This window comes from Comamonas sp. lk, from assembly GCF_900564145.1.
In the GTDB taxonomy this organism is placed as follows: Bacteria; Pseudomonadota; Gammaproteobacteria; order Burkholderiales; family Burkholderiaceae_C; genus Comamonas.
This window is the reverse complement of the sequence record NZ_UOOB01000002.1, coordinates 474225-493535: the sequence shown is the minus strand read 5'-3', so window position 1 is coordinate 493535 and position 19311 is coordinate 474225. Positions and strand designations below refer to the sequence as shown.

Annotated in this window: 12 protein-coding genes; 8 read left to right on the top strand and 4 right to left on the bottom strand. The window is 61.9% G+C overall.

The window, feature by feature from the left end:
• The first annotated feature begins 10 nt into the window (after positions 1–10).
• A complete protein-coding gene (locus tag EAO39_RS21025; RefSeq protein ID WP_120971621.1) occupies positions 11–1990 on the top strand; it encodes a lytic transglycosylase domain-containing protein in 1980 nt (659 codons plus the stop codon).
• Between the two features lie 350 nt (positions 1991–2340).
• Positions 2341–4500, top strand: a complete 2160-nt coding sequence (locus tag EAO39_RS21020) for a TonB-dependent receptor (protein WP_120971620.1) — start codon at positions 2341–2343, stop codon at positions 4498–4500.
• A gap of 248 nt (positions 4501–4748) precedes the next feature.
• Here EAO39_RS21020 and EAO39_RS21015 read toward each other — a convergent pair whose 3' ends face one another.
• From EAO39_RS21015 to EAO39_RS21005, 3 genes are all read right to left on the bottom strand, one after another.
• A complete protein-coding gene (locus tag EAO39_RS21015) occupies positions 4749–5441 on the bottom strand; it encodes a Fe2+-dependent dioxygenase (protein ID WP_120971916.1) in 693 nt (230 codons plus the stop codon).
• 203 nt (positions 5442–5644) lie between these two features.
• Positions 5645–7969: a catecholate siderophore receptor Fiu gene (locus tag EAO39_RS21010; protein WP_120971619.1), complete on the bottom strand. Its 2325-nt coding sequence runs from the start codon at positions 7967–7969 to the stop codon at positions 5645–5647.
• A 304-nt stretch (positions 7970–8273) separates the two neighbouring features.
• Positions 8274–8732, bottom strand: coding sequence for a MarR family transcriptional regulator (locus EAO39_RS21005; protein ID WP_120971618.1), 459 nt, complete (start codon positions 8730–8732; stop codon positions 8274–8276).
• 75 nt (positions 8733–8807) lie between these two features.
• Between EAO39_RS21005 and EAO39_RS21000 the strand changes: the two genes are divergently transcribed.
• Positions 8808–9626 carry a siderophore-interacting protein gene (locus EAO39_RS21000; protein ID WP_120971617.1) on the top strand — a complete coding sequence of 273 codons (819 nt, stop codon included), beginning with the start codon at positions 8808–8810 and terminating at the stop codon, positions 9624–9626.
• A 112-nt stretch (positions 9627–9738) separates the two neighbouring features.
• Here the strand turns inward: EAO39_RS21000 and EAO39_RS20995 are convergent, their stop codons facing one another.
• Complete coding sequence (locus tag EAO39_RS20995; protein WP_120971616.1) at positions 9739–10692, bottom strand: MBL fold metallo-hydrolase; 954 nt, start codon at positions 10690–10692, stop codon at positions 9739–9741.
• Positions 10693–10905: 213 nt separating this feature from the next.
• Between EAO39_RS20995 and EAO39_RS20990 the strand changes: the two genes are divergently transcribed.
• The 5 genes from EAO39_RS20990 to EAO39_RS20970 all read left to right on the top strand — a co-directional run bounded on the left by EAO39_RS20990 (position 10906) and on the right by EAO39_RS20970 (position 19289).
• A complete protein-coding gene (locus EAO39_RS20990) occupies positions 10906–11424 on the top strand; it encodes a sigma-70 family RNA polymerase sigma factor (RefSeq protein ID WP_120971615.1) in 519 nt (172 codons plus the stop codon).
• The gene (locus EAO39_RS20985; protein WP_120971614.1) at positions 11421–12401 is read left to right on the top strand and encodes a FecR domain-containing protein; all 981 of its coding nucleotides are present in this window, start codon (positions 11421–11423) and stop codon (positions 12399–12401) included. The genes EAO39_RS20990 and EAO39_RS20985 overlap by 4 nt, the downstream gene beginning before the upstream one ends.
• 153 nt (positions 12402–12554) lie before the next feature.
• Entirely contained in the window at positions 12555–15161 is a 2607-nt protein-coding gene (locus tag EAO39_RS20980) for a TonB-dependent receptor (RefSeq protein WP_120971613.1), read from the top strand.
• A 53-nt stretch (positions 15162–15214) separates the two neighbouring features.
• Positions 15215–17338 (top strand): choice-of-anchor tandem repeat GloVer-containing protein, encoded by a 2124-nt coding sequence (locus EAO39_RS20975; protein WP_240467154.1) that lies wholly within the window; start codon positions 15215–15217, stop codon positions 17336–17338.
• Between the two features lie 46 nt (positions 17339–17384).
• Positions 17385–19289, top strand: coding sequence for a choice-of-anchor tandem repeat GloVer-containing protein (locus tag EAO39_RS20970; protein ID WP_120971914.1), 1905 nt, complete (start codon positions 17385–17387; stop codon positions 19287–19289).
• Positions 19290–19311: the final 22 nt, after the last annotated feature.

The following is a 19311-nucleotide window of genomic DNA, read 5'->3' as shown; positions in this document are numbered from 1 at the left end:
AAATTCCTCCATGCACTGGCTGAAGATTTTGACACCGCTTTGTGCGGCTTCCCTTTTGACTGTAGCCGCTCCGCTGGCTCAGGCGCAAAACTCGGCAGATGCCGTCTTGCTGGACATGCAAAAAGCATTCCTCAAGCGAGACCGGTCCACGCTGGCGCAGTTGCTGCCGCAGGCCAGCGGTCACCCCCTCGAACCTTGGGCCGCGTACTGGGAACTCAAGAGCCGTCTTGAGACGGCTTCGCCCGATGAAATCCAGGCCTTTCTCACGCGCTATGCCGGCACCTATCAGGAAGACCGCATGCGCAACGACTGGCTGCTGCTGCTGGGCAAGCAGCGCGACTGGCTGACGTTTGCCCGCGTCTATCCGCAGTTCCGCATGCGCGACGACAAATCCGTGGCCTGCTACGCCGTGCTGGCCGATGCAGCGCAAGGCCGCATCGCGCCCAATGCGGGCCAGCAGGTGCGCGATCTGTGGCTGGCGCAAAAAGATGCCGATGACGGCTGCACCACGGCGGCCGGCCAGTTGTATGCGCAAAAACAGCTCACTGATGCCGACATCTGGCGCCGCGCCCGCACAGCCACCGAAGCCAACCGGCAAAAGGCCGCGCGCGATGCGGTGGCCATCGTCGCTCCCGATGCGGCCGATCAGGTAGCTCAGGTGTTTGCCTCTCCGGCCAAATACCTGTCCGGCCAGAGCAAATCCCGCGGCCGCGAGCGCAAGGAGCTGGCCTTGCTGGCCCTGATCCGCATGGCGGCCAGCGACCCCGATGCCGCCACCACGCAGATCGAAGGCGGCTGGGGCGTGCAGCTGAACGCAGAAGAGCGCAACTGGGCCTGGGCGGTGGCGGGCAAGCAGGCGGCTTTCAAGCTCTCGCCCGATGCCAACAGCTATTTTGGCAAGGTGCGCCGCAACGAAGACCTGAGCGACGACCTGCTGGGCTGGAAGGCTCGCGCAGCTCTGCGCGCCGGCGACTGGAAGGCCGTGCACCGCGCGATTGACGCCATGGGCCCCGAGCGCACCGACCCGACCTGGAGCTACTGGAAAGCCAAGGCCATGCTGGCCGGCCGCCCCAATGCCGAGGAAAGAGCCGAAGCCCGCCAACTGCTGGAAGATACGGCCGGCTCGGCCAGCTTCTACGAGCAACTGGCTCTGGAGGAAATCGGTCAGCGCATCAGCGTGCCCCCGGCTCCCGCGCCTTTGACGGCCCAGGAAAAAGCTTCGGCCCGCGCCAACCCCGGTCTGGCCCGCAGCCTGTATGCGATTCAGATCGGCCTGCGCAGCGAAGGCGTGCGCGAGTGGAACTACAGCACCAATCTGCACCAGCCCGGCGGCCTGGGCGACCGCGAGCTGTATGCCGCCGCCGATCTGGCCTGCGAGCGCCATGTCTGGGATCGCTGTATCAACACCAGCGAGCGCACCAAGACCTTTGCGGACTGGAATCAGCGCTTTCCCATGCCTTACCGCGATACCGTGCTCAGCAAGTCGCGCAACATCGGGCTGGATCCGGCCTATGTCTATGGCCTGATCCGTCAGGAAAGCCGCTTCATCATGGATGCGCGCTCGGGTGTGGGCGCTTCCGGCCTGATGCAGGTCATGCCGGCCACGGCGCGCTGGACGGCCAAGAAGATTGGCCTGAGCGACTTCACGCCGGGCATGATCAACGACCGGGACACCAACATCACCATAGGCACGGCCTATCTGAAACTGGCGCTGGACGACTTTGACGGCTCCATGGCCATGGCTGCCGCAGGCTACAACGCCGGCCCGGGCCGACCGCGCAACTGGCGCAACGGCCCGGTGCTGGATGCTGCCATCTGGGCCGAAAACGTGCCTTTCAGTGAAACGCGTGACTATGTGAAAAAAGTGTTGTCCAACACCACCAACTATGCGGCCTTGATCACAGGCCAGCCGCAGTCGCTCAAAAGCCGGCTGGGCACGGTAGGCCCGCGCCCCAGCAATGAAGCCGAGCCCATGAAAGACCTGCCTTGATCGGCTGCCATGCCTGCTAGTTAGCTATCTTTTTGCTGGCTGAAAGCGCTCACCCTGTATGGGGTTGAGCGCTTTTTTTATGCTTGTTCGGTCCAAAGGCTGCGGTTCTGGTTCGCGCACAGATACCACGGCAGCTGCACAACACAGCAATGACCTTCAAATTAATAACAAGAATGAGAATGGTTTTTGTTTGTTGAATGATAATCGCCCCCGTCGAGCCTACAAATAGAAACACAACTCAGGCTTGTCTCTCTTGCGCTGCTCCGCCAGCCGCCTCTCCGGGCTCCCCGTAGCCCGCACATCCAATCTCAGTATCAAAACGCCAACTTCTGTCTGGCGTGGGAGTCATCATGTCCAAAATTGCGACACGTCGCATGCTTTTGCAACCCACTTTGCTGGCGCTGGCCGCAGCCGCCTGCGTCAACGCAGTCGCTCAGGAAGCCCACACCATGAGCGAAGTGGTGGTGTCTGCCTCCGGCTTTGAGCAAGAGCTCAAGAATGCGCCTGCCTCGATTTCGGTGGTGATCCGCGAAGAGCTGGAAAGCAAGAATTTCCGTGATCTGGCCGAAGCCCTGCAAGGCGTGGAAGGCATCGACGTCATGGGCGGTACGGGCAAGACCGGCGGCCTGGATATCAGCATTCGCGGCATGCCCAGCGACTACACGCTGATCCTGATCGACGGCCGTCGCCAGAACGTGGCCGGCGACGTCACGCCCAACGGCTTTGGCGCGGCGCTGACCAGCTTCATGCCACCGGTGTCGGCCATTGAACGCATCGAAGTCATTCGCGGCCCCATGTCCACCCTCTACGGCTCGGATGCCATGGGCGGCGTGATCAACATCATCACCCGCAAGGTGGCCAAGGAGTGGGGCGGCGAGGTCAGCATCGGTGCCGGCATTCCGCAAGACAGCGAATGGGGCAACCAGTACAAGAGCAATATCTACATCAACGGCCCCATCAAGTCCGATCTGCTGGGTCTGGCCGTGCGCGGCAGCTACAGTGGCCGCGAGGCTTCGGACTGGGTCCTGGCTCCCAATGCCAACCAGCCGACCCAGGCCCGCAACCCGGCCCCGGCTGAAAGCCGCCAGCACAATCTGGGCGCACGCCTGACGCTGACACCCAACCGCCAGCACGATATCTGGCTGGATGTGGAGCAGGCCCGCACCTGGTACAACAACGAAGATGGCCGCCTGGGCAGCCGTGATGCGCTGACACCCAACAACCCACCCGGTTACAAGGACGCCCTGCGCTTCAACCGCGATCAGCTTGCCATCGGTCATGCCAGCCGCCTGGGCTTTGGCTTGCTGGAAAGCAGCCTGATGCACACGGAAACCGAGACCATCGGCCGTACCATTCCCGGCGCCGCCGTGCCCAAGGGCGATCCGCGCAGCGGCAGCGACCGCGAGCTCAAGACCACCAATGTGGTGCTGGACACCAAGCTGGTTGCTCCTTTGGGCGACAAGCACATCATGACCTTGGGCGGTCAGCTCTGGGATGCCAAACTCAAGGACGGCCTGTTGCCTCAAAGCCACAAGCAGACCATGTGGTCGTTCTTTGCCGAAGACGAATGGCGTTTGCGCGAAGGCCTGACCGCTACGCTGGGCGGCCGCTATGACCACCACGACGCGTTTGGCGGCCACTTCAGCCCCCGTGCCTATGTGGTCTGGGATGCAACCACGAACTGGACCTTCAAGGGCGGCGTCAGCAGGGGCTTCAAGGCACCGCGCCTGAACCAGCTGATCGACGGCGTCAGCGGCGTCAGCGGCCAGGGTACGACCATCAACATCGGCAACCCCAACCTCAAGCCTGAAGTCAGCACCAGCGTGGAGCTGTCGGCCTTGTTTGACAACAAGGCGGGCTGGACGGCCGGCGCTACGTTGTTCCACAACGACATCAAGGACAAGATCAGCAGCGGCGGTAACTGCGCTTCGGTGGCGATTTCCAGCTGTGCCTTCAACCCCACGGCCGATTACGCCATCAACGTGGACAAGGCCAAGACCAAGGGTCTGGAGCTGAGCACCCGCGCCCAGCTGAACAAGCAATGGGCCGTGCGCGCCGGTTACACCTTCACCGACAGCGAAGTGATTGAAGGCGGTGTGCGTAACGGCCAACTGGCCAACACCGCTCGCCACATCGGCAGCGCGCAGCTGGACTGGACGCCGCACAGCCAGTGGCGCTTGTGGCTGCGCGGCGAGCTGCGCGGCAAGAGCCCGCGTTTCAGCGGCTCCTACGCCAACCTGAGCAATGCCAACAAGGCCGTGTTTGACGCAGTGGGCGATATCAAGAGCTACCAGCTGTTCCATCTGGGTGGTAGCTACCAGGTCAACAAGAACCTGAGCATCAACGCCAACATCTTCAATCTGTTCAACAAGGACTTCCGCAAGTACAGCCTGGTCAACGTCAACGGCACGCCGACCTGGGTCAACAGCTACTTCCAGGGAGGTTCTTCCGTCTCGGGCGTGACGCAGGCCGGCCGTACTTTCTGGATTACGGCAAACCTGAAATTTTGAAGCTCCCCCTGAGCCGCTTTGCGGCTTCCCCCTCTCTCGCTTCGCGGGAGGGGGACAAGGTCCTCGCTGCGGGGCGGCGGGGCCGCCTAGGCCCTTGCTTGACCTTCCTGACTTGGATTGCGCCAGTTTTGGCTGTGTGTAATTTCAATAAAAGGAGCTTCTTGCGCTTTTAATCAAAGGATTTCAAGTCAATTAAGGCTTGAAACCATGATTGAGCCAGCGTAAGCAGCTCCTTTTTTATGCGCGCATTAAGTCTCTGCCCACATGCGCAGCAGGTTGTGATAGTTGCCGGTGAGGCTGACGGTCTCTGGCGTTTCGCCCAACTGGGCGCGCAAGCGGGTGATGGCCTGATCCATCTCGAATAGCAGGGCGCGGCGGCTGTCGTCGCGCACCAGGCTCTGGGCCCAGAAGAAGGAGCAGACACGCTCGCCGCGGGTGACGGCTTCGACCCGGTGCAGGCTCGATGACGGGTAGAGGATGAGATCGCCCGCGGGCAGCTTGACTTCGTGCGTGCCGTAGGTGTCCACCACCACCAGCTCGCCACCTTCGTAATCTTCGGGCTCGCAGAGAAACAGCGTGCAGGACAGATCGGTGCGCAGCCACTGGGGGCCGCCCATGGCCGCACCGGCCACGCGGCGCGCCGCGCCGTCCACATGCAGACCGTAGGTTTCGCTGTCGCTGTAGCGGTTGAACAGCGGCGGCATGCTGCGCGCGGGCAGGGCGGCGCTGAAAAACAAGCTATTGGTTGCCAGCGCCTGCTCGATGATGCGGCCCTGCTGCAAGGCGATGGGGGAGTCCTCGGGCAGCTGGCGATTGCGCTTGACCTGGGCTCCCTGGCTGCCCACGGTGGCACGGCCGTCCACCCAATCGGCCGCATCGATGGCGGCACGCATGCTGGCGACTTGCTCGCGGCTTAGAACATTGGGGATATGCAGCATCATTTTTTGAATTTCCTCGGACGGAAAAGCCCCGCAGTTGCGGGGCTGAAAGCGTAAAAAGAGCGCAGCCTTCAAGCAGGCATGGCCCAAGCCAGAGACATCAAGCAAGGGCCTAGGCGGCCCCGCCGCCCCGCAGCGAAGATGTCGTCCCCCTCTCCCGCGAAGCGAGAGAGGGGGAGGGCGCCTAGCGCCTCAGGGGGTGCTGTTTAGAACCTGAAGTTGGCCGTCAGACGTGCCGAGCGCGAAATGCCGGGGAAGTAGCGGTAGCCGCTCTTGTTGATGGCTGCCACATAGCTCTTGTCAAACAGGTTGTAGACATTCAGCTGAATGTCCAGGTTCTTGTTGACGCGGTAGCTGGCCATGGCGTCCACCACCCAGTACGACTCGGTGAAGTTGGGCGTACCCACGGCACCGTCCGTGCCGCGCTTGAGGCCACCGGAGTAGCGTGCACCGCCACCGATCGTCAGGCCAAAGGGCAGCTGGTACGTGCTCCACAGGCTGAAGGCGTTCTTGGGGGTGTAGGTCAGGCCGCTGCTGGCATCGGCCGCCACGTTGGCGCCGTTGGCCACCTTGGTGTTTTGCACGGTGTAGCCGGCGCTCATGCCCCAGGCCTTGCTGATCTGGCCGATCACGCCCAGCTCCAGGCCTTGCACGGTCTTCTTGCCGGTCTGGTTCACGCTGCCGTCGGGGTTGGTCACGATTTCATTGGTGACTTCGGTGCGGAACAGCGCGCCGGTCAGCAGCAGGTTCTTGTCCAGCAGCTCCCACTTGGTACCGATTTCGGCAGTCTTGGCCTTTTGCGGATCCATATTGGGATTGGCCGAGTTGTTGGCCACGGCAGACAGCGTGAAGTTGTTGCCGCCCGGTGGCTGCTGGGACAGGGCGTAGTTCAGGTACACGCTGCCGTTGGGTGCGGGCTTGTAGAGCAGGCCGGCCTTCCAGCTCAGCAGATTGCCGGTCTTGGACAGGCCGTCCGAGGTGGTGTGCACCACGGTGCCTACAGGATTGCTGCCGCAAGGCTGGGTGGTGGAGGTCGCCGTGCAGACGGCGCTGGCGTTGTAGGAAGACTTGTAGTGATCCCAGCGCAGACCCACATTGGCCTGCCATTGCTCGTTGAACTTGAGCGTGTCGAAGGCATACAGGGCCACCGTGTCTGTCGTGCCCTTGCTGTCGGCGCCGTTGCGCAGATAGGCAGGCAGATAGATGCTGGAGTCGGGGTTGTACACGCTGACGCGGGGCACGACGCCGGCGGTGGCCAGGCCGTAATTGGTCTGCTCCTCGCGCGTCAGTTCCAGGCCGGTGCTCAGATCATGGCGCACCGTGCCGGTGGCAAAGCTGGTGTTCAGATTGGTCTGGTTGGTCAGGATGCGGTTGACCTGATCCTTGGTATTGATGTTGCGCGCCATGCTCCAGGTGGAGGGGTCATTCGCGTTGGGTGTCTGGATGCTGTTGGTGCCGGTGCCTGCTGCCATGAAGGCGGTCAGCAGATAGTCCTGCTTGGTCTGGCCCCAGCGCGTGGTGTTGCGCAGCTTGGTGGTGGCAGAGAAATCATGCTCCACACGCAGCGTGGCCATGTCGGCGGTCACGTTGTCGCGGTCGGAGGCCGTGCCGTAGAAGTTCTTGCTGTTGACGCGCGACGCACCGGTGAGGTAAGGGCGATTGGCGGGGTCTGGCGAGCTATAGCCAGGCAGGCCTATGGTCAGCACGCCGCCGTCGGGCACATTGTCCTGCTTGACGTGCAGCAGGTTCACGAACACGCGGGTGGGAGAGTTCAGGCCAAAGGCGAACGAGGGTGCAATGCCCCAGCGGTCGTTGGCCACGCGGTCGCGACCGGCCACGCCGGAGTCTTGCACCATGGCATTCAGACGCACGGCCGTACCGGTTTCTGCATTGATCACGCGGTTCAGGTCCACATTGCCGCGCTTGTAGCTGGCCGAGCCAAAGCCCAGGGAGCCGCCAAAGCTGTTGGTCAGATTGGCCTGCTTGCTCACCAGGTTGATAGCGCCGGTGGGCGCGCTGCGGCCGTAGTCGGTGCCGGCCGGGCCTTTGGTGACTTCGATCTGCTCGATATTAAACATATCGCGCGAGATGGCGCCTATGTCGCGCACGCCATCCACATAAATGCTGCTGGAGCTGTCAAAGCCGCGCATGTATACGGCATCGCCCGTGCTGGTGTTGCCGTTCTCGCCTGCGTAGAAGGTGCCGGCGCCGGGCACATTGCGCAGTGCTTCGGTCAGCGTGGTCGCGCCTTGCTCCTGCAACAGCTGCTCCTTGATGATGGAGACGGTCTGCGTGGTGTTGACCAGAGGCTGGGTGAACTTGGGCGAGGAAATCGTGCCCGGCGTGTAGCCCGTATCGGCAGCGCTTTCGACCTTCACTTCCTTGAGGACGGGAGCGTTGTCTGTGGACTGAGCATGGGCCGGAAGGCCCAGGGCCGCCAGAGCGGTGGCCGCCGCCAGCAGGCTGACGGGTGATGTCAGGCCCGCCTGGGAGTGTTTACGGCTTTGGATATATGTGTTGGGTTTCGCCATGATGAAGACTTGGATGAAGACTGCTGGCTGGCGAGGAGTAATTTTTTTGCTTGCCTCCGGAAAGTGTGCAGACGCTTTCGGTGCAGGTCATAGTCCATGGCTGGCTGAGGCCGTACGCGGATACGGAACGCTGCGAATGATAATGATTCCCACTTGTTTCTTTGCAAATATTTACGCTGGCTTCATGGATTGTTGTTGCACTGCAACAATTAAAGATGCCTGTTGTCGGACAAACTCTATTCAATGCGTGGCCAGAAGCGTAAGTGCTTACTGGAGGTTCCGATTCGCAGTCCATTCCGCCGCATCATGGCTGCTGTAGTTGTTTGTCACGTCGTTTGGCGCCGTCGCCAGCCAGTTGCAGCAAGGCCAGCAGCTGGGCTTGCTGGGACTCGGGGCAATCCTGCAGCAAATCCCTGGCCACCTTGTCGCGCAGCTGGCGCAGCTGGACATACAGCGCCTGGCCCTGCGCGCTCAGTTGCAGGCAGCGCACGCGCTTGTCGCTTTCGCTGGCCGTGCGCAGCAGCCATCCTTTTTCTTCCAGCTGGGCCAGAGTGCGCGCCATCTGCGCCTTGTCGGCATGGCTGTGTTCCACCATGTCCTTTTGCGTCAGACCCGGGCGTCGGCCCGTATGGACCAGCACGCGAATCTCGTTGAAGGTCAGCTCCGGGTGTACGGATTCCATGGATTTGCGCATGCGCGCACGAAACAGGCGAACCAGTTCATGCAGCGCGTCAAACACGTCGGCAGACAAAGATGAATTCATGGTGTGGGAATTTATTGTTGACAAAGTCAACTTAATCTTGGATATTTGGTGGACTTTATCAACAAACTCACTCCTATGTCCATCAACGAGACAAACAGCGCCCTCGCCAGCCATGGCACAGACTCCGTGATGCAGCGCGTGCGCCATCCTTTCCGTTCCCGCCACGTGCAAGTGCTGGCGCGTGAGCAAACCAGCCCCGGCTTTATTCGTCTGACCTTGGGAGGCCCCGAGCTGGAAGGCTTTGTCAGTGCCGGCTTTGACGATCACACCAAGCTCATCCTGCCGCAGGCCGGACTGGAAAAACCCAATTTGCCGCAAATCGTCGACGGCCGCCCGCATGTGGAGGGCGAGCGCCCCACCATGCGCGACTACACGCCGCTGCACTTTGACGCGGCCGCCAACACCTTGCAAATGGAATTTGCCGTCCACGGCACCGGCCCGGCGGTGGAATGGGCGCAAAACGCTCCCGTGGGCCAGTGGCTGGGCTTGGCCGGCCCGCGCGGCAGTCTGGTGATTGCGGCAGACCTGCCCTGGCATGTGCTGCTGGGCGACGAAACCGCCATGCCCGCCATTGAGCGCCGCCTGGCCGAACTGCCCGCAGGCAGCCGCGCCATCGTGCGCGTGCAGCTGGCGAATGCTGCCGATCAGCGTGCCTGGAGCAGCCAGGCCGCACTGGATTTGCAATGGGTGGCTTCGCTGGCCGATGCCGTGGATGCGCTGGAACTGCCCCAGGGCGAAGGCTTTGTCTGGGCGGCGGGCGAGAACCGCGCCATGGCCGATCTGCGCAAGCGCATGCTGAGCAAGCCCGGCGCCAACCCCAAGCGCATGCGCATTGCTTCGTACTGGAAGCAGGGTGAGTCCGGCCACCATGAGGAACTGGGCGCCGGCAACTGAGTGCGCCGCAGATTTCTTCAGAGCTGCCGTCTCCTCCGGTTGGCGCCACGGTCTAGATATAAAACGGTTGAAACGCAATCAATGAAAGCGTTTGCTGCTATTTAATTGTGAGTCAGGCGTTATGCAGAATCTGGCGATTCTCTGCCAGCGTCTGCACGCGGGCTGCGCCGCTGGCGACCAGGCTTTCCACCAGCGATTGCTGCCATTGCTGCAGAGTCTGAACGCCAAAATAGCGGCGATGCAGCATGCCGAAATAAGCAGTGTTCTGCAGCCAGGTCTGCAGATCGTCCAGATCAATGCTTTGCCACTCCAGCAGCTTGTATTTGAGCAACACCTTGGCGGCATAGCTGGCATGGCGCTCGGGCGATTGCACAAAGCCATCCAGACGTTTGCGGGCCAACGCCAACGCTGCATCCACGCCGGTGAATACGCTGCCGTGGCCGGGAACGATGCTCTGGGGCTGCAGCTGCTCGATCACATCCAGCGTGGCCGCCACCTCGTCGAAAGCTGCAATCCCTTCGATCTCGGGAAAGACTACGCCAAAGCCGTTTTCCCAGAGCGCGTCGGCCGAGATCAGCGTGCGACTGGCGGGCTCGAACAACACGATGGAATGCGGATCATGCCCGGGCGCGGCGTGGATCTGCCAATCCAGACCCGAGAGCCGCACCGTGTTGCCCGGCTGCAGCACGCCGCTGATGGCAAAGCGCGGGCATTCCTGGCCCGTGGGCTGGTAGCTCAGTGCCGCCTCATCCCAGTCATGAACCAGGGCCGCTTGCCCGGGTGCTATGAAAGTCTGCACCTGTGGATAAGCCGCCTGCAGCGCCGCATTGCCGCCGCAATGATCGCTATGCAAATGGGTGTTGAGAATGCGTGCCAGCGGCTGTCCCTGCAAAGTGGCGGCCACCAGATCCACGGTTTGCTGTGCATGGGCCACATAGCCTGTGTCCACCACCGCAGCCCCTTCCATATCGCCGGGCTGGGCCGCGAACACGATGTTGTTGGCCGAAAGCCAGCCGCGCTCCAGCACGGTCATGCCTGCAGGCAGAGAGATAGGGCTTGGGTGCATGGGACTTGTCTCGCATCTCTTGTGTCTTGTTTGGCACAAGACTAGCAGAGCGTCGGCCAACACCGTGTCGCGGGCGGGTGCAGGCGCATGGCCCGATCTTTTCCAGAGCTTTCGCAGGGATATGTCATGCCCTCGTATCGGATGGCAACATTCAAATACAATTGAGAACGATTCTCAGTAATGTTGCTGAAAGCTCTAGGGAAATCATGAGCCATGGCTGGTGCGCAAGCTAGTTCCTCTTCGCTTTTACATACGCTTTATAGCGACCACCATGGATGGTTGGTGCATTGGCTGCACCGGCGCGTGCATTGCGTGCAGGAAGCATCGGATCTGGCGCAGGACACATTTGTGCGCCTTCTCAAACAGTGCCCGCCAGAACTGCAGGAGCCGCGCGCTTTTCTTGCCACCGTGGCGCGCAGCGTGCTCATCGACCATTGCCGGCGCATGTCGCTGGAGCGAGCCTACCTGGAGACTCTGGCGCTGATGCCCGAGCCGGTGAGCCCCTCGCCCGAGGAGCGTGCCATGGTGTTGCAGGCATTGGAGCAGATCGATCGCATGCTTGATGGCCTGGGTACCCGTGCACGCAGTGCCTTTTTGCTGGCTCAGCTCGACGGCCTGACCTACAAAGAGGTGGCCGCACGCCTGGGTGTGTCCCTGAGCTCCGTCGAAAAATACATGGCGACAGCTTTTGCCCACTGCTATCGCATCGCTTATCTGGATGCTGTGGCATGAGCGGCTTTGCCCGTGAGCCTTCGCCCGCCGTCGTTCAGCAGGCGATTGCATGGATGGTGCGGCTTCAGTCCGGCAACGCCTCGCCAGCTGCCTGGGATGAGTGCCTGCGCTGGAGAGAGGCCGCGCCCGAGCATGCCCTGGCCTGGGAGCGGTTGCAGTGCATTCAAGGCCGTTTCGCCTCCATGCCGCCCGTGCCGGCAGCCCTGGCGCAGCAAACCATGGATGCCGCCCGCAAGCACATGGGGCGGCGCAAGGCCATGGGACTGTTGGCCGTTGCCATGGGCACGGGATGTACGGCGTTGTTGTTGCGCCAGCCTTGGTCTGAAAGCGCCTTGCTTGCCGATCTGCGCACCGGTGTGGGCGAAGTGCGCCGCGTGGTGCTGGCCGATGGCTCGGTGCTGCTCATGGATACCGCGACGGCGGTGGATCTGCGCTTTGATGAGAATGAGCGCCGCCTGGTTTTGCTCAAGGGGCGGATCGCTCTGAGTTCGGGTGCCGATACCGGTGCACAGCATTACAGACCTTTGCTTGTGCAGACGATGCATGGGCGGGTGCGGGCGCTGGGAACCCGGTTTCAAACCCATCTTCAGGAAGACGGCACCCAGGTGCAGGTGCAAAGCGATGCGGTCGAGCTGCAGCCCCATGGTTCTTCCGAAGTGCGAGTTCTGCGCCAGGGCCAGCAAGCCTGGTTTGATACCGGCCAGGTTCATGAGCTGCAGGCAAGTAATGGCGATGACGACGCCTGGACGGATGGCGTACTGGTGGCGCGCAGCATGCCGCTGTCGGTGTTTGTGGCGCAGCTAGGTCGCTATCGGCTCGGTCATCTTGCTTGCGATGAGCGTGTGGCGCAGCTGCGCATTTCCGGAGTGTTCAGCTTGAAGGACACCGAGCGCAGCCTGGACTTGCTGCAGAAAACCTGGCCCATAGAGCTGCACCGACGCACGCGCTACTGGGTCACGCTGATGCCGCGTGGCTGACTTGGCACTTCTTGGTACAGCTGATATCAACAAATTTTTTGCAAAAAAATTACGGGTTTGGCGAATTGCTTCGTCCTTGTTGACAGTAGCGCCTCAAAACAGACTTGTCGTTCGGTCGGTCTGATGCGGCGGCTTTCATGAAAGGACTTTTCAATGCCCTCCCGTCGCCTGCCGCGCATGCGTGCTCCTGCCCATTGGCGCCCCACCGTGCTCGCCATGGCTGCTGCTGCCGTCAGCCTGACTTCGGGCACGCTGCTGCCGCTGGTCGCGAATGCTCAGCCTGCCACGCAAGCTTCCGACAAGGCCTTGCGCTCGTTCTCGATTCCGGCTGCGTCCGTGGAGACTGCGCTGAACCAGCTGGCTCGCGAGGCGCAGATCATGATTGCCTACGACCCCGAACTGGTTCAGGGCAAGCAAAGCCGCGGTTTCAAGGGTGTGGCCACGATCCAAGGCGTGCTGGATTCGCTGCTAGAGAGTCATCCTCTGCAAGCGCAAAGCGAAGGGCAGGGCGCATGGCGCATCCGATCGGCTCCGGCACGCGCGCTGAAAAATCCAGACGGTGTTCGAGCCCAAGCGCAGGAGCGCAACATGGGCGAGGTGACCGTGGTCGCCAAAAAGGATGCCCGCCAGCAGGTGTTTGAAACGGCCGGTTCGGTGGCTGTGGTCACACGCGAAGAGATAGACCGGCTGCCGCCGCGCAACACCGCCGATGTGCTTGCCGAGGTGCCAGGGGTGTACACCTCGCAAAGCCGCATGGACCCTGGCGTTTCGGTGAATATCCGGGGCATGCAGGACTTTGGTCGCGTCAACGTGATGATTGACGGTACGCGCCAGAACTACCAGCAAAGCGGCCATGGCTCCAATGGCTCGGTGTACCTGGACCCGGAAATGATCGGTGGCGTGGACATCTCCAAAGGTCCGACCTCCACGGTGGGCGGTGCGGGAATGATTGCCGGTGTCGTCAACTTTCGCACGCTGGAGGCCGACGATCTGGTCAAGGATGGGCAAACCCGCGGGGCACGCCTGAACCTGTCCAGCGGCAGCAATGGCTATCACTTTGCCGGCAGTGCCGCCCTGGGTCTCAAACCCAGCGAAGACCTCGATATGGTGATGCTGGTCAGCCGAAAAAAAGTGGGTGAGTTTGAAAAAGGCCGACGTGAATCAGCTTCGAGTCAAAGGGACGGGACCACCCATGGCGTGAGCCAGCTGACTTCCCAGGATCAGACCTCGGTCCTGCTCAAGAGCACCTGGCGCTTTGCACCCGAGCAGCAGATCAAGTTCAGCTATATCGGCATGGATGCCAAGTTTGGCGAGAAGCCGCAGTCGGCCAGCGGCGGCGGCATTCTCAACCATGTCCGCACCGACACCTTGCTGGCCAACTATGCCTGGAATCCGTCAGAAAACGCCTTGGTGGACCTCAAGTCCAGCCTCTACTACACCCGCACCCGCAACCAGGCCCACCGCTATGCGGGCGGCACGCTGGACTCTTACGCCTACGATCTGCGCTACCAGACCAGCACTGTGGGCGGCACGCTGGAGAACACCTCCCGCCTGAAATGGGGGCCCAAGGATGCGGCACTGGTCAAGACTGGAGCGGAGTTCTTCCATGACTGGACCGATCCGCAGGCGCAGGCTCTGTCCGTGGGGGCCGATGCGGGAACGACGGCTTTGTATTCGGGCGCTACCCCCAAAGGCAAGCGCACCGTGGCCAGTCTGTTTGGTGAAGTCAACTGGATGCACAGCGATTGGCTGGAGCTGACCGGCGGCCTGCGCTATGACTGGTATGGCATGCAGGGCGATGGTCGCATGCGTGTGGGCTCGCTGATCAATCCTCCGGGCGTGCGCCCGCCTGCCACGGCCTTGTACACCCGCTTCAAGGCGGATCGAAACGACGGTGCGTTTGCGCCCCGCCTGGCACTGGCGCTCAAACCGATAGAAGCTGTTCAGCTGTTCGCCAGCGTAGGCCGGGGCATGCGCCCACCGGCGCTGACGGAAGCGCTGATGTGGGGTCAGCACACAGGCAGCCTCTTCCCTTACTATCCCAATCCGGATTTGCGCGCCGAGCGTTCGCGCAACTGGGAAGTCGGTGCCAACGGCATGTTTGACGACGTTCTCAGCCGGGGCGACAAGCTGCGCGTCAAGGCCGCCTGGTTCAACAACAAGGTCAAGGACTATGTGACCCTGGCGCGCATCATGTCGCCCATAGATACCGCCGGCGGCGGCCTGCTGGGGCCGTATGCCTATGTGAATCTGCAGGACCCGTTTCGCAGCAAAGGCCTGGAGCTGCAGGGCGACTATGACAACGGTCGCGTGTTCGGCAGCCTCAATTACACCCACATGCTCGTCAATACCGGCAAAGGGGGGTATGACTCCTTTCCTCTGGGCAGCCTGACGGGCTACCCCAACAACAATCTGGGCCAGGCGGGTGACGCCAACATCTGGTATGTGCTGCCGCCCAAGAAAACCGCCAGCCTGAGCGCGGGTGTGCGACTGCTCGACAAAAAACTCACGCTCGGCGGTCGCATGCGCTTTCAGGCACCCAGCACCAATAGCAGCGTCTGGACGGCACAGGGCGAGCGCTACAACCAGAAGTCCTGGCGGTTATTCGATCTGTGGGCCAGTTACGAGATTTCCTCGAATGCCATCTTGCGTGTCGCCATCAACAACCTGCGCGACCTGAACTACTCAGAAATGCAGGGCGGCAGCTACTTCATCGGCCCGGGTCGCACGGCCACAGCCACCTTGTCGATCACGTTCTGATTCCCGGTCTGCGCATGTCAGACCCATCCCCCATTGCTTTGCTGGAGATCCGCATGATGTCCTTTTCCGTTTCCCATGGCATGCCATGGCGTCGCAGCGTGGCTGCCTGCTTGGCCGCCGGTGCGCTGTGCGCGGCCTTGCCATCCCTTGCACAGACCAAGGTAAGCGACGTCAAGCTGACCATGCTCACCGCGCTGCGCCCTGCCGGTGACGACGTCACCACGCCCGATGGAACCATTGGCTGGCCCGGAGCCCGTTACCCAAGTTCGCCGCCTTTGTATGCGGTGCGTCCTGGTTCAAGCGCCGGCTATCTGTTTGGCGGTTTCAACGGCGGCGGGCCGTCGATTCTGTCCTCGCAGATGTACACCTCTTTTGGCATGTACACCATGCGAGCCGGTGTCTCGGTCTACGAGCGCGTAGCCTATAACCCGGCCAATGATCTGCACGGCCGCATCTCGGGGACGCCGGTGCGCGCATCTGACGGCAGCCTGTATGCGGTGATGACGACCATCAACGGCCAAAAATATGCAGGCAAGAACCAGCCCAGCGATATTTCCTATTCCCCTGCCGTAGGTCTGGGCGTTATTGTCCGCACCGACTATGACGGTGCCAATTCCGCCTTGGTGCAGGGTACGCGCGGCCAGCTGTACTCGCCCAATGGCGCACTGGTCATCGATGCGCAGGACAACCTGTATGGTATCGACAAGGGGCCCAAGGGGCAGGGGCGGATTTTCAAGCTCCATATCGCCTCCGGCAGCGTAAGCACGCTGCATGAGTTTTCCGTCGGGCCTTCAGGCATGCGCCAGACGGCAAACGACCTGATTCTGGGCAAGGATGGTGTGCTGTATGGCGTGACCGCATACAACCGTGGCCTGCCGCTGGCTCCCACCACGCCGACAGCCCTCACTACGCCCACGGGCACGCTCTATCGCATCAATGCAGCCGACGGCTCGGGCTTTGCCGTGCTGCATACCTTCACGCTGGCCGAAGGCGAAATCAATATCCATGACAACGCCAACAGCGAAGGCTTTGTGCTCTATCCCAGCGGCATTCCGTACGAAGCGGGAGTGACGGCGGGTGGCGATGTGACCAACCGGACCATGGGCTCCGGGCAGGAGCACAGCCTGTCTTCGCTGATCGATGGTGGTGATGGATATTTGTACGGCGGGACTTCGGTAGGCGACTGCTATGTGCATGTCAACAGCAGCATCACCGGGACTTATATCAAGAGCGTCACGCGCGACAACCCGTCCTGCGGCTCGCGCAAGTGGGCGCCAAGCGCCACGCTGAGTTACATCAAGGATTTGCCCTATTACGACGGCCCCAAGCCCTATGGCGCGCTGTACCGCATTGCCAAGGCGGGCGGCCCGCTGCAGATACTTCATACCTTCAGCAATGCCGACGGTGCGACGCCGCGCGGCCCCATGGCCCTGGGGGCTGATGGGGCCATCTACGGCACCACCATGTCCGGCGGTGGCAATCTGTGCGTGCCGTCCAGCGCGGCAGCCAACTCCGAAGTCGGCTGCGGTGCGGTCTACCGTATCCGGCCGGCAAGCATGGTGGTGAATGGCGACGGCCAGGTGACGCAAAGCGGTTTTGAGCTGGTGCACTCCTTCTCTGGCAAGGATGGTCGCAAGCCCGTAGGCGTGCGCACTGGCTCCGACGGCCGTCTGTATGGCGTGACGGCCATGGGCGGCCACTATCTGAACAGTGCGGGCCTGACCGTGGCCACCGATTTCGGCACCATTTTCCAGCTCGCGGTGGATTCGGCCGAAACCCCGCGCGCTGACGCAAGCCTGGTAGCCAGCGCCGGTGAGATCAAGGCCGGCGAAACCGTCTCGCTGACCTGGATCACCAACAACACCAAGCAATGCTCGGCGGCATCGACAGCAGGTGACTGGGTGGGTTCTGTGGCTACACAGGGCAGCGTCGATCTACGTCCGGCCCGAGGCACTTATCGCTACACCCTGACCTGTGATGTGGCAGGCGGCGCAGCAGGTGCCCAGGTTTCTGCTGCCGCCGTGGTTTATGTCAGCACCCCGGCAACCGCCGAAGACGGCAATCAGGTGTCCTACGGCAATGGCGGCGGCGGGCCTTTGGCTTTGTGGCTTTTGGCTCCCTTGGCGGGCTTGGCAGTCTACCGCCGCCGCGCACGCAACTCCCAGACGCTCGGTTGAGCGTGTTCTTTTCTCATCGTTTTTCACACCAGGAAAGTCAATGGCCATGAATTCAATCCAACCCGCTCTGCGGCGTGTTGCACGTGTCGCAGTTCCCGCTCTGGCACTGGCTCTACCCTTGGCGCATGCCGTGGCTCAGACGCTGCCAGCCGCCTTCAAGCCCACGGTGCTGCACAAGTTTGGTGGCGAGAACAAGGGAGGTGCCAAGCCGGCTGTACCGCCAGTGCTGGCTACTGATGGCCGCCTCTATGGCCACACCTTCCTCGGTGCCTCGCCGAGTGCTGGTGCGTTCTGGGGGCAGGGCACGGTTTATGGCCTCGACACCACGGGTGCTAACCACCGCTTCGAACTACTGGGCAGCATCTACCAAGGGTCGACCCCGCTGGTGCCTACTGCCGATGGCGGCTTTCTTGTCTCTGGCAATGGTGCCGTTCCCCCGGGTGGCAATTTCTGGGAAACCGCAGCCGTAGTCTTCAGCATCAAGGACGGCAAGGCTGTGGCGCTGCCAGCGCCCAACTTCAAGCCACTGGGAAGCATGGCACTCGACACCGCAGGCAATCTCTACATGGGCTCGGGCGAATCCGCATCGGCTTGCAGCGTGAGTACCACGGCCAATATTTTGTGGCGCATGAATGCCGATCGCAGCTACTCCAAAGTAGTGGATTTCTGCCAATACGAGCAGCAGCAAGGCAACAAGCAGTTGCACCCCAAGGGGGGCGCGCCGGTGGCCAGTGTGTGGAGCAGCAAGGACCAGGCCTTGTATGTGCTGACCGGGGTATCGGCCGATGGAGTGGTGGACAGTGCGCTTACCACGGACTATCAGGGACGCTCGGTGGGAACGTTGGTCAAGCTGAGTAAGGCAGCCATCGAGGAAGGCGTTACCGGCAAGGGCTCGCTCGATGCGTCCAAGGTCGAGTTGTTGCACACCTTTATGCGCGCACGCGATGGCGAGCCCACGGCCAAGGGCCAGCGCATCGTCGGCATGGTCGAGGTTGGTGAATGGCTTTACGGTACAACGCAATTCAACGCGCCCACTGCGGGTAACACGATGGACAACCGCTATGGCGGCACGATCTGGCGCGTGAAGAAGTCCGACCCCAAGAGCTTTGCCGTTGTGCACTACTTCCGTGGCAGCGACACCTTGGCGAAAGATGGCACGGCACAGGCCGATGGCAGTGCGCCATCAGGCCCGCTGGTGCTGGCCGCAGACGGCAATATCTACGGTACGACGGCCACCGATGGTTCGACCATGAATACGCCAAAATCCGGCCTGGCCACGCCCTATGGCGCGGGCACGCTGTACCGGATCAAGGTCGGAGCCGCTGCTGATCACGCCGACGACAACTACGAAGTCCTGCACCGTTTCGACATGGGTAGCGAAGGCGGAACCCTGACCGGCCTGAGCGCAGGCGCGGTCGCGGGCGGTGTGCAGAAGCTCTATGGCGCGGCCAACGTCGGTGGTGACGGCCAGCCGGTGACGACGACGACGACCGCGCCCGGCAACGGTACGATTTTCTCCATCGACGTGCCACTACCCATTGCTGCATTCAGCCAGGCGCTGACGGCCTCTGTGACTACGGCTGCCGTGGGCTCCACCATCGAGCTGAGCTGGGCTACCAGCCAGGCCAGCAGCTGCAGTGCCAGCGGTGCATGGAGCGGTGCGCAGCAAACCAGTGCCAGCAAGGTACCTGTTGTATTGGCTGCCGAAGGCGAGAACAGCTACACCCTGACTTGCAGCAGCCAGAACGATGGCCAGCCTGTGAGCAGCAAAGTCAGCGTACAAGCAACTTCCGTGACAAAGCCTGACACCGGAACTGGTAACACGGGCAACAGCGGAAATAGCGGCAGCAGCAATGGCGGCGGTGGCGGACCATTGAGCGTGCTGCTGCTGGCGCCACTGGCCGTCCTGGCCTGGGCACGCCGCCGTACATCGCAGCCGTCGCAGAACTGAGGCGACGTAGATCTGCCCAGCG

What these genes read in the sequence shown, in the direction of transcription:
- EAO39_RS21025 (WP_120971621.1), top strand. Translation starts at nt 11, where the DNA reads ATGCACTGGCTGAAGATTTTGACACCGCTTTGTGCGGCTTCCCTTTTG.
- EAO39_RS21020 (WP_120971620.1), top strand. Translation starts at nt 2,341, where the DNA reads ATGTCCAAAATTGCGACACGTCGCATGCTTTTGCAACCCACTTTGCTG.
- EAO39_RS21015 (WP_120971916.1), bottom strand. Translation starts at nt 5,441, where the DNA reads ATGATGCTGCATATCCCCAATGTTCTAAGCCGCGAGCAAGTCGCCAGC.
- EAO39_RS21010 (WP_120971619.1), bottom strand. Translation starts at nt 7,969, where the DNA reads ATGGCGAAACCCAACACATATATCCAAAGCCGTAAACACTCCCAGGCG.
- EAO39_RS21005 (WP_120971618.1), bottom strand. Translation starts at nt 8,732, where the DNA reads ATGAATTCATCTTTGTCTGCCGACGTGTTTGACGCGCTGCATGAACTG.
- EAO39_RS21000 (WP_120971617.1), top strand. Translation starts at nt 8,808, where the DNA reads ATGTCCATCAACGAGACAAACAGCGCCCTCGCCAGCCATGGCACAGAC.
- EAO39_RS20995 (WP_120971616.1), bottom strand. Translation starts at nt 10,692, where the DNA reads ATGCACCCAAGCCCTATCTCTCTGCCTGCAGGCATGACCGTGCTGGAG.
- EAO39_RS20990 (WP_120971615.1), top strand. Translation starts at nt 10,906, where the DNA reads ATGGCTGGTGCGCAAGCTAGTTCCTCTTCGCTTTTACATACGCTTTAT.
- EAO39_RS20985 (WP_120971614.1), top strand. Translation starts at nt 11,421, where the DNA reads ATGAGCGGCTTTGCCCGTGAGCCTTCGCCCGCCGTCGTTCAGCAGGCG.
- EAO39_RS20980 (WP_120971613.1), top strand. Translation starts at nt 12,555, where the DNA reads ATGCCCTCCCGTCGCCTGCCGCGCATGCGTGCTCCTGCCCATTGGCGC.
- EAO39_RS20975 (WP_240467154.1), top strand. Translation starts at nt 15,215, where the DNA reads ATGATGTCCTTTTCCGTTTCCCATGGCATGCCATGGCGTCGCAGCGTG.
- EAO39_RS20970 (WP_120971914.1), top strand. Translation starts at nt 17,385, where the DNA reads ATGAATTCAATCCAACCCGCTCTGCGGCGTGTTGCACGTGTCGCAGTT.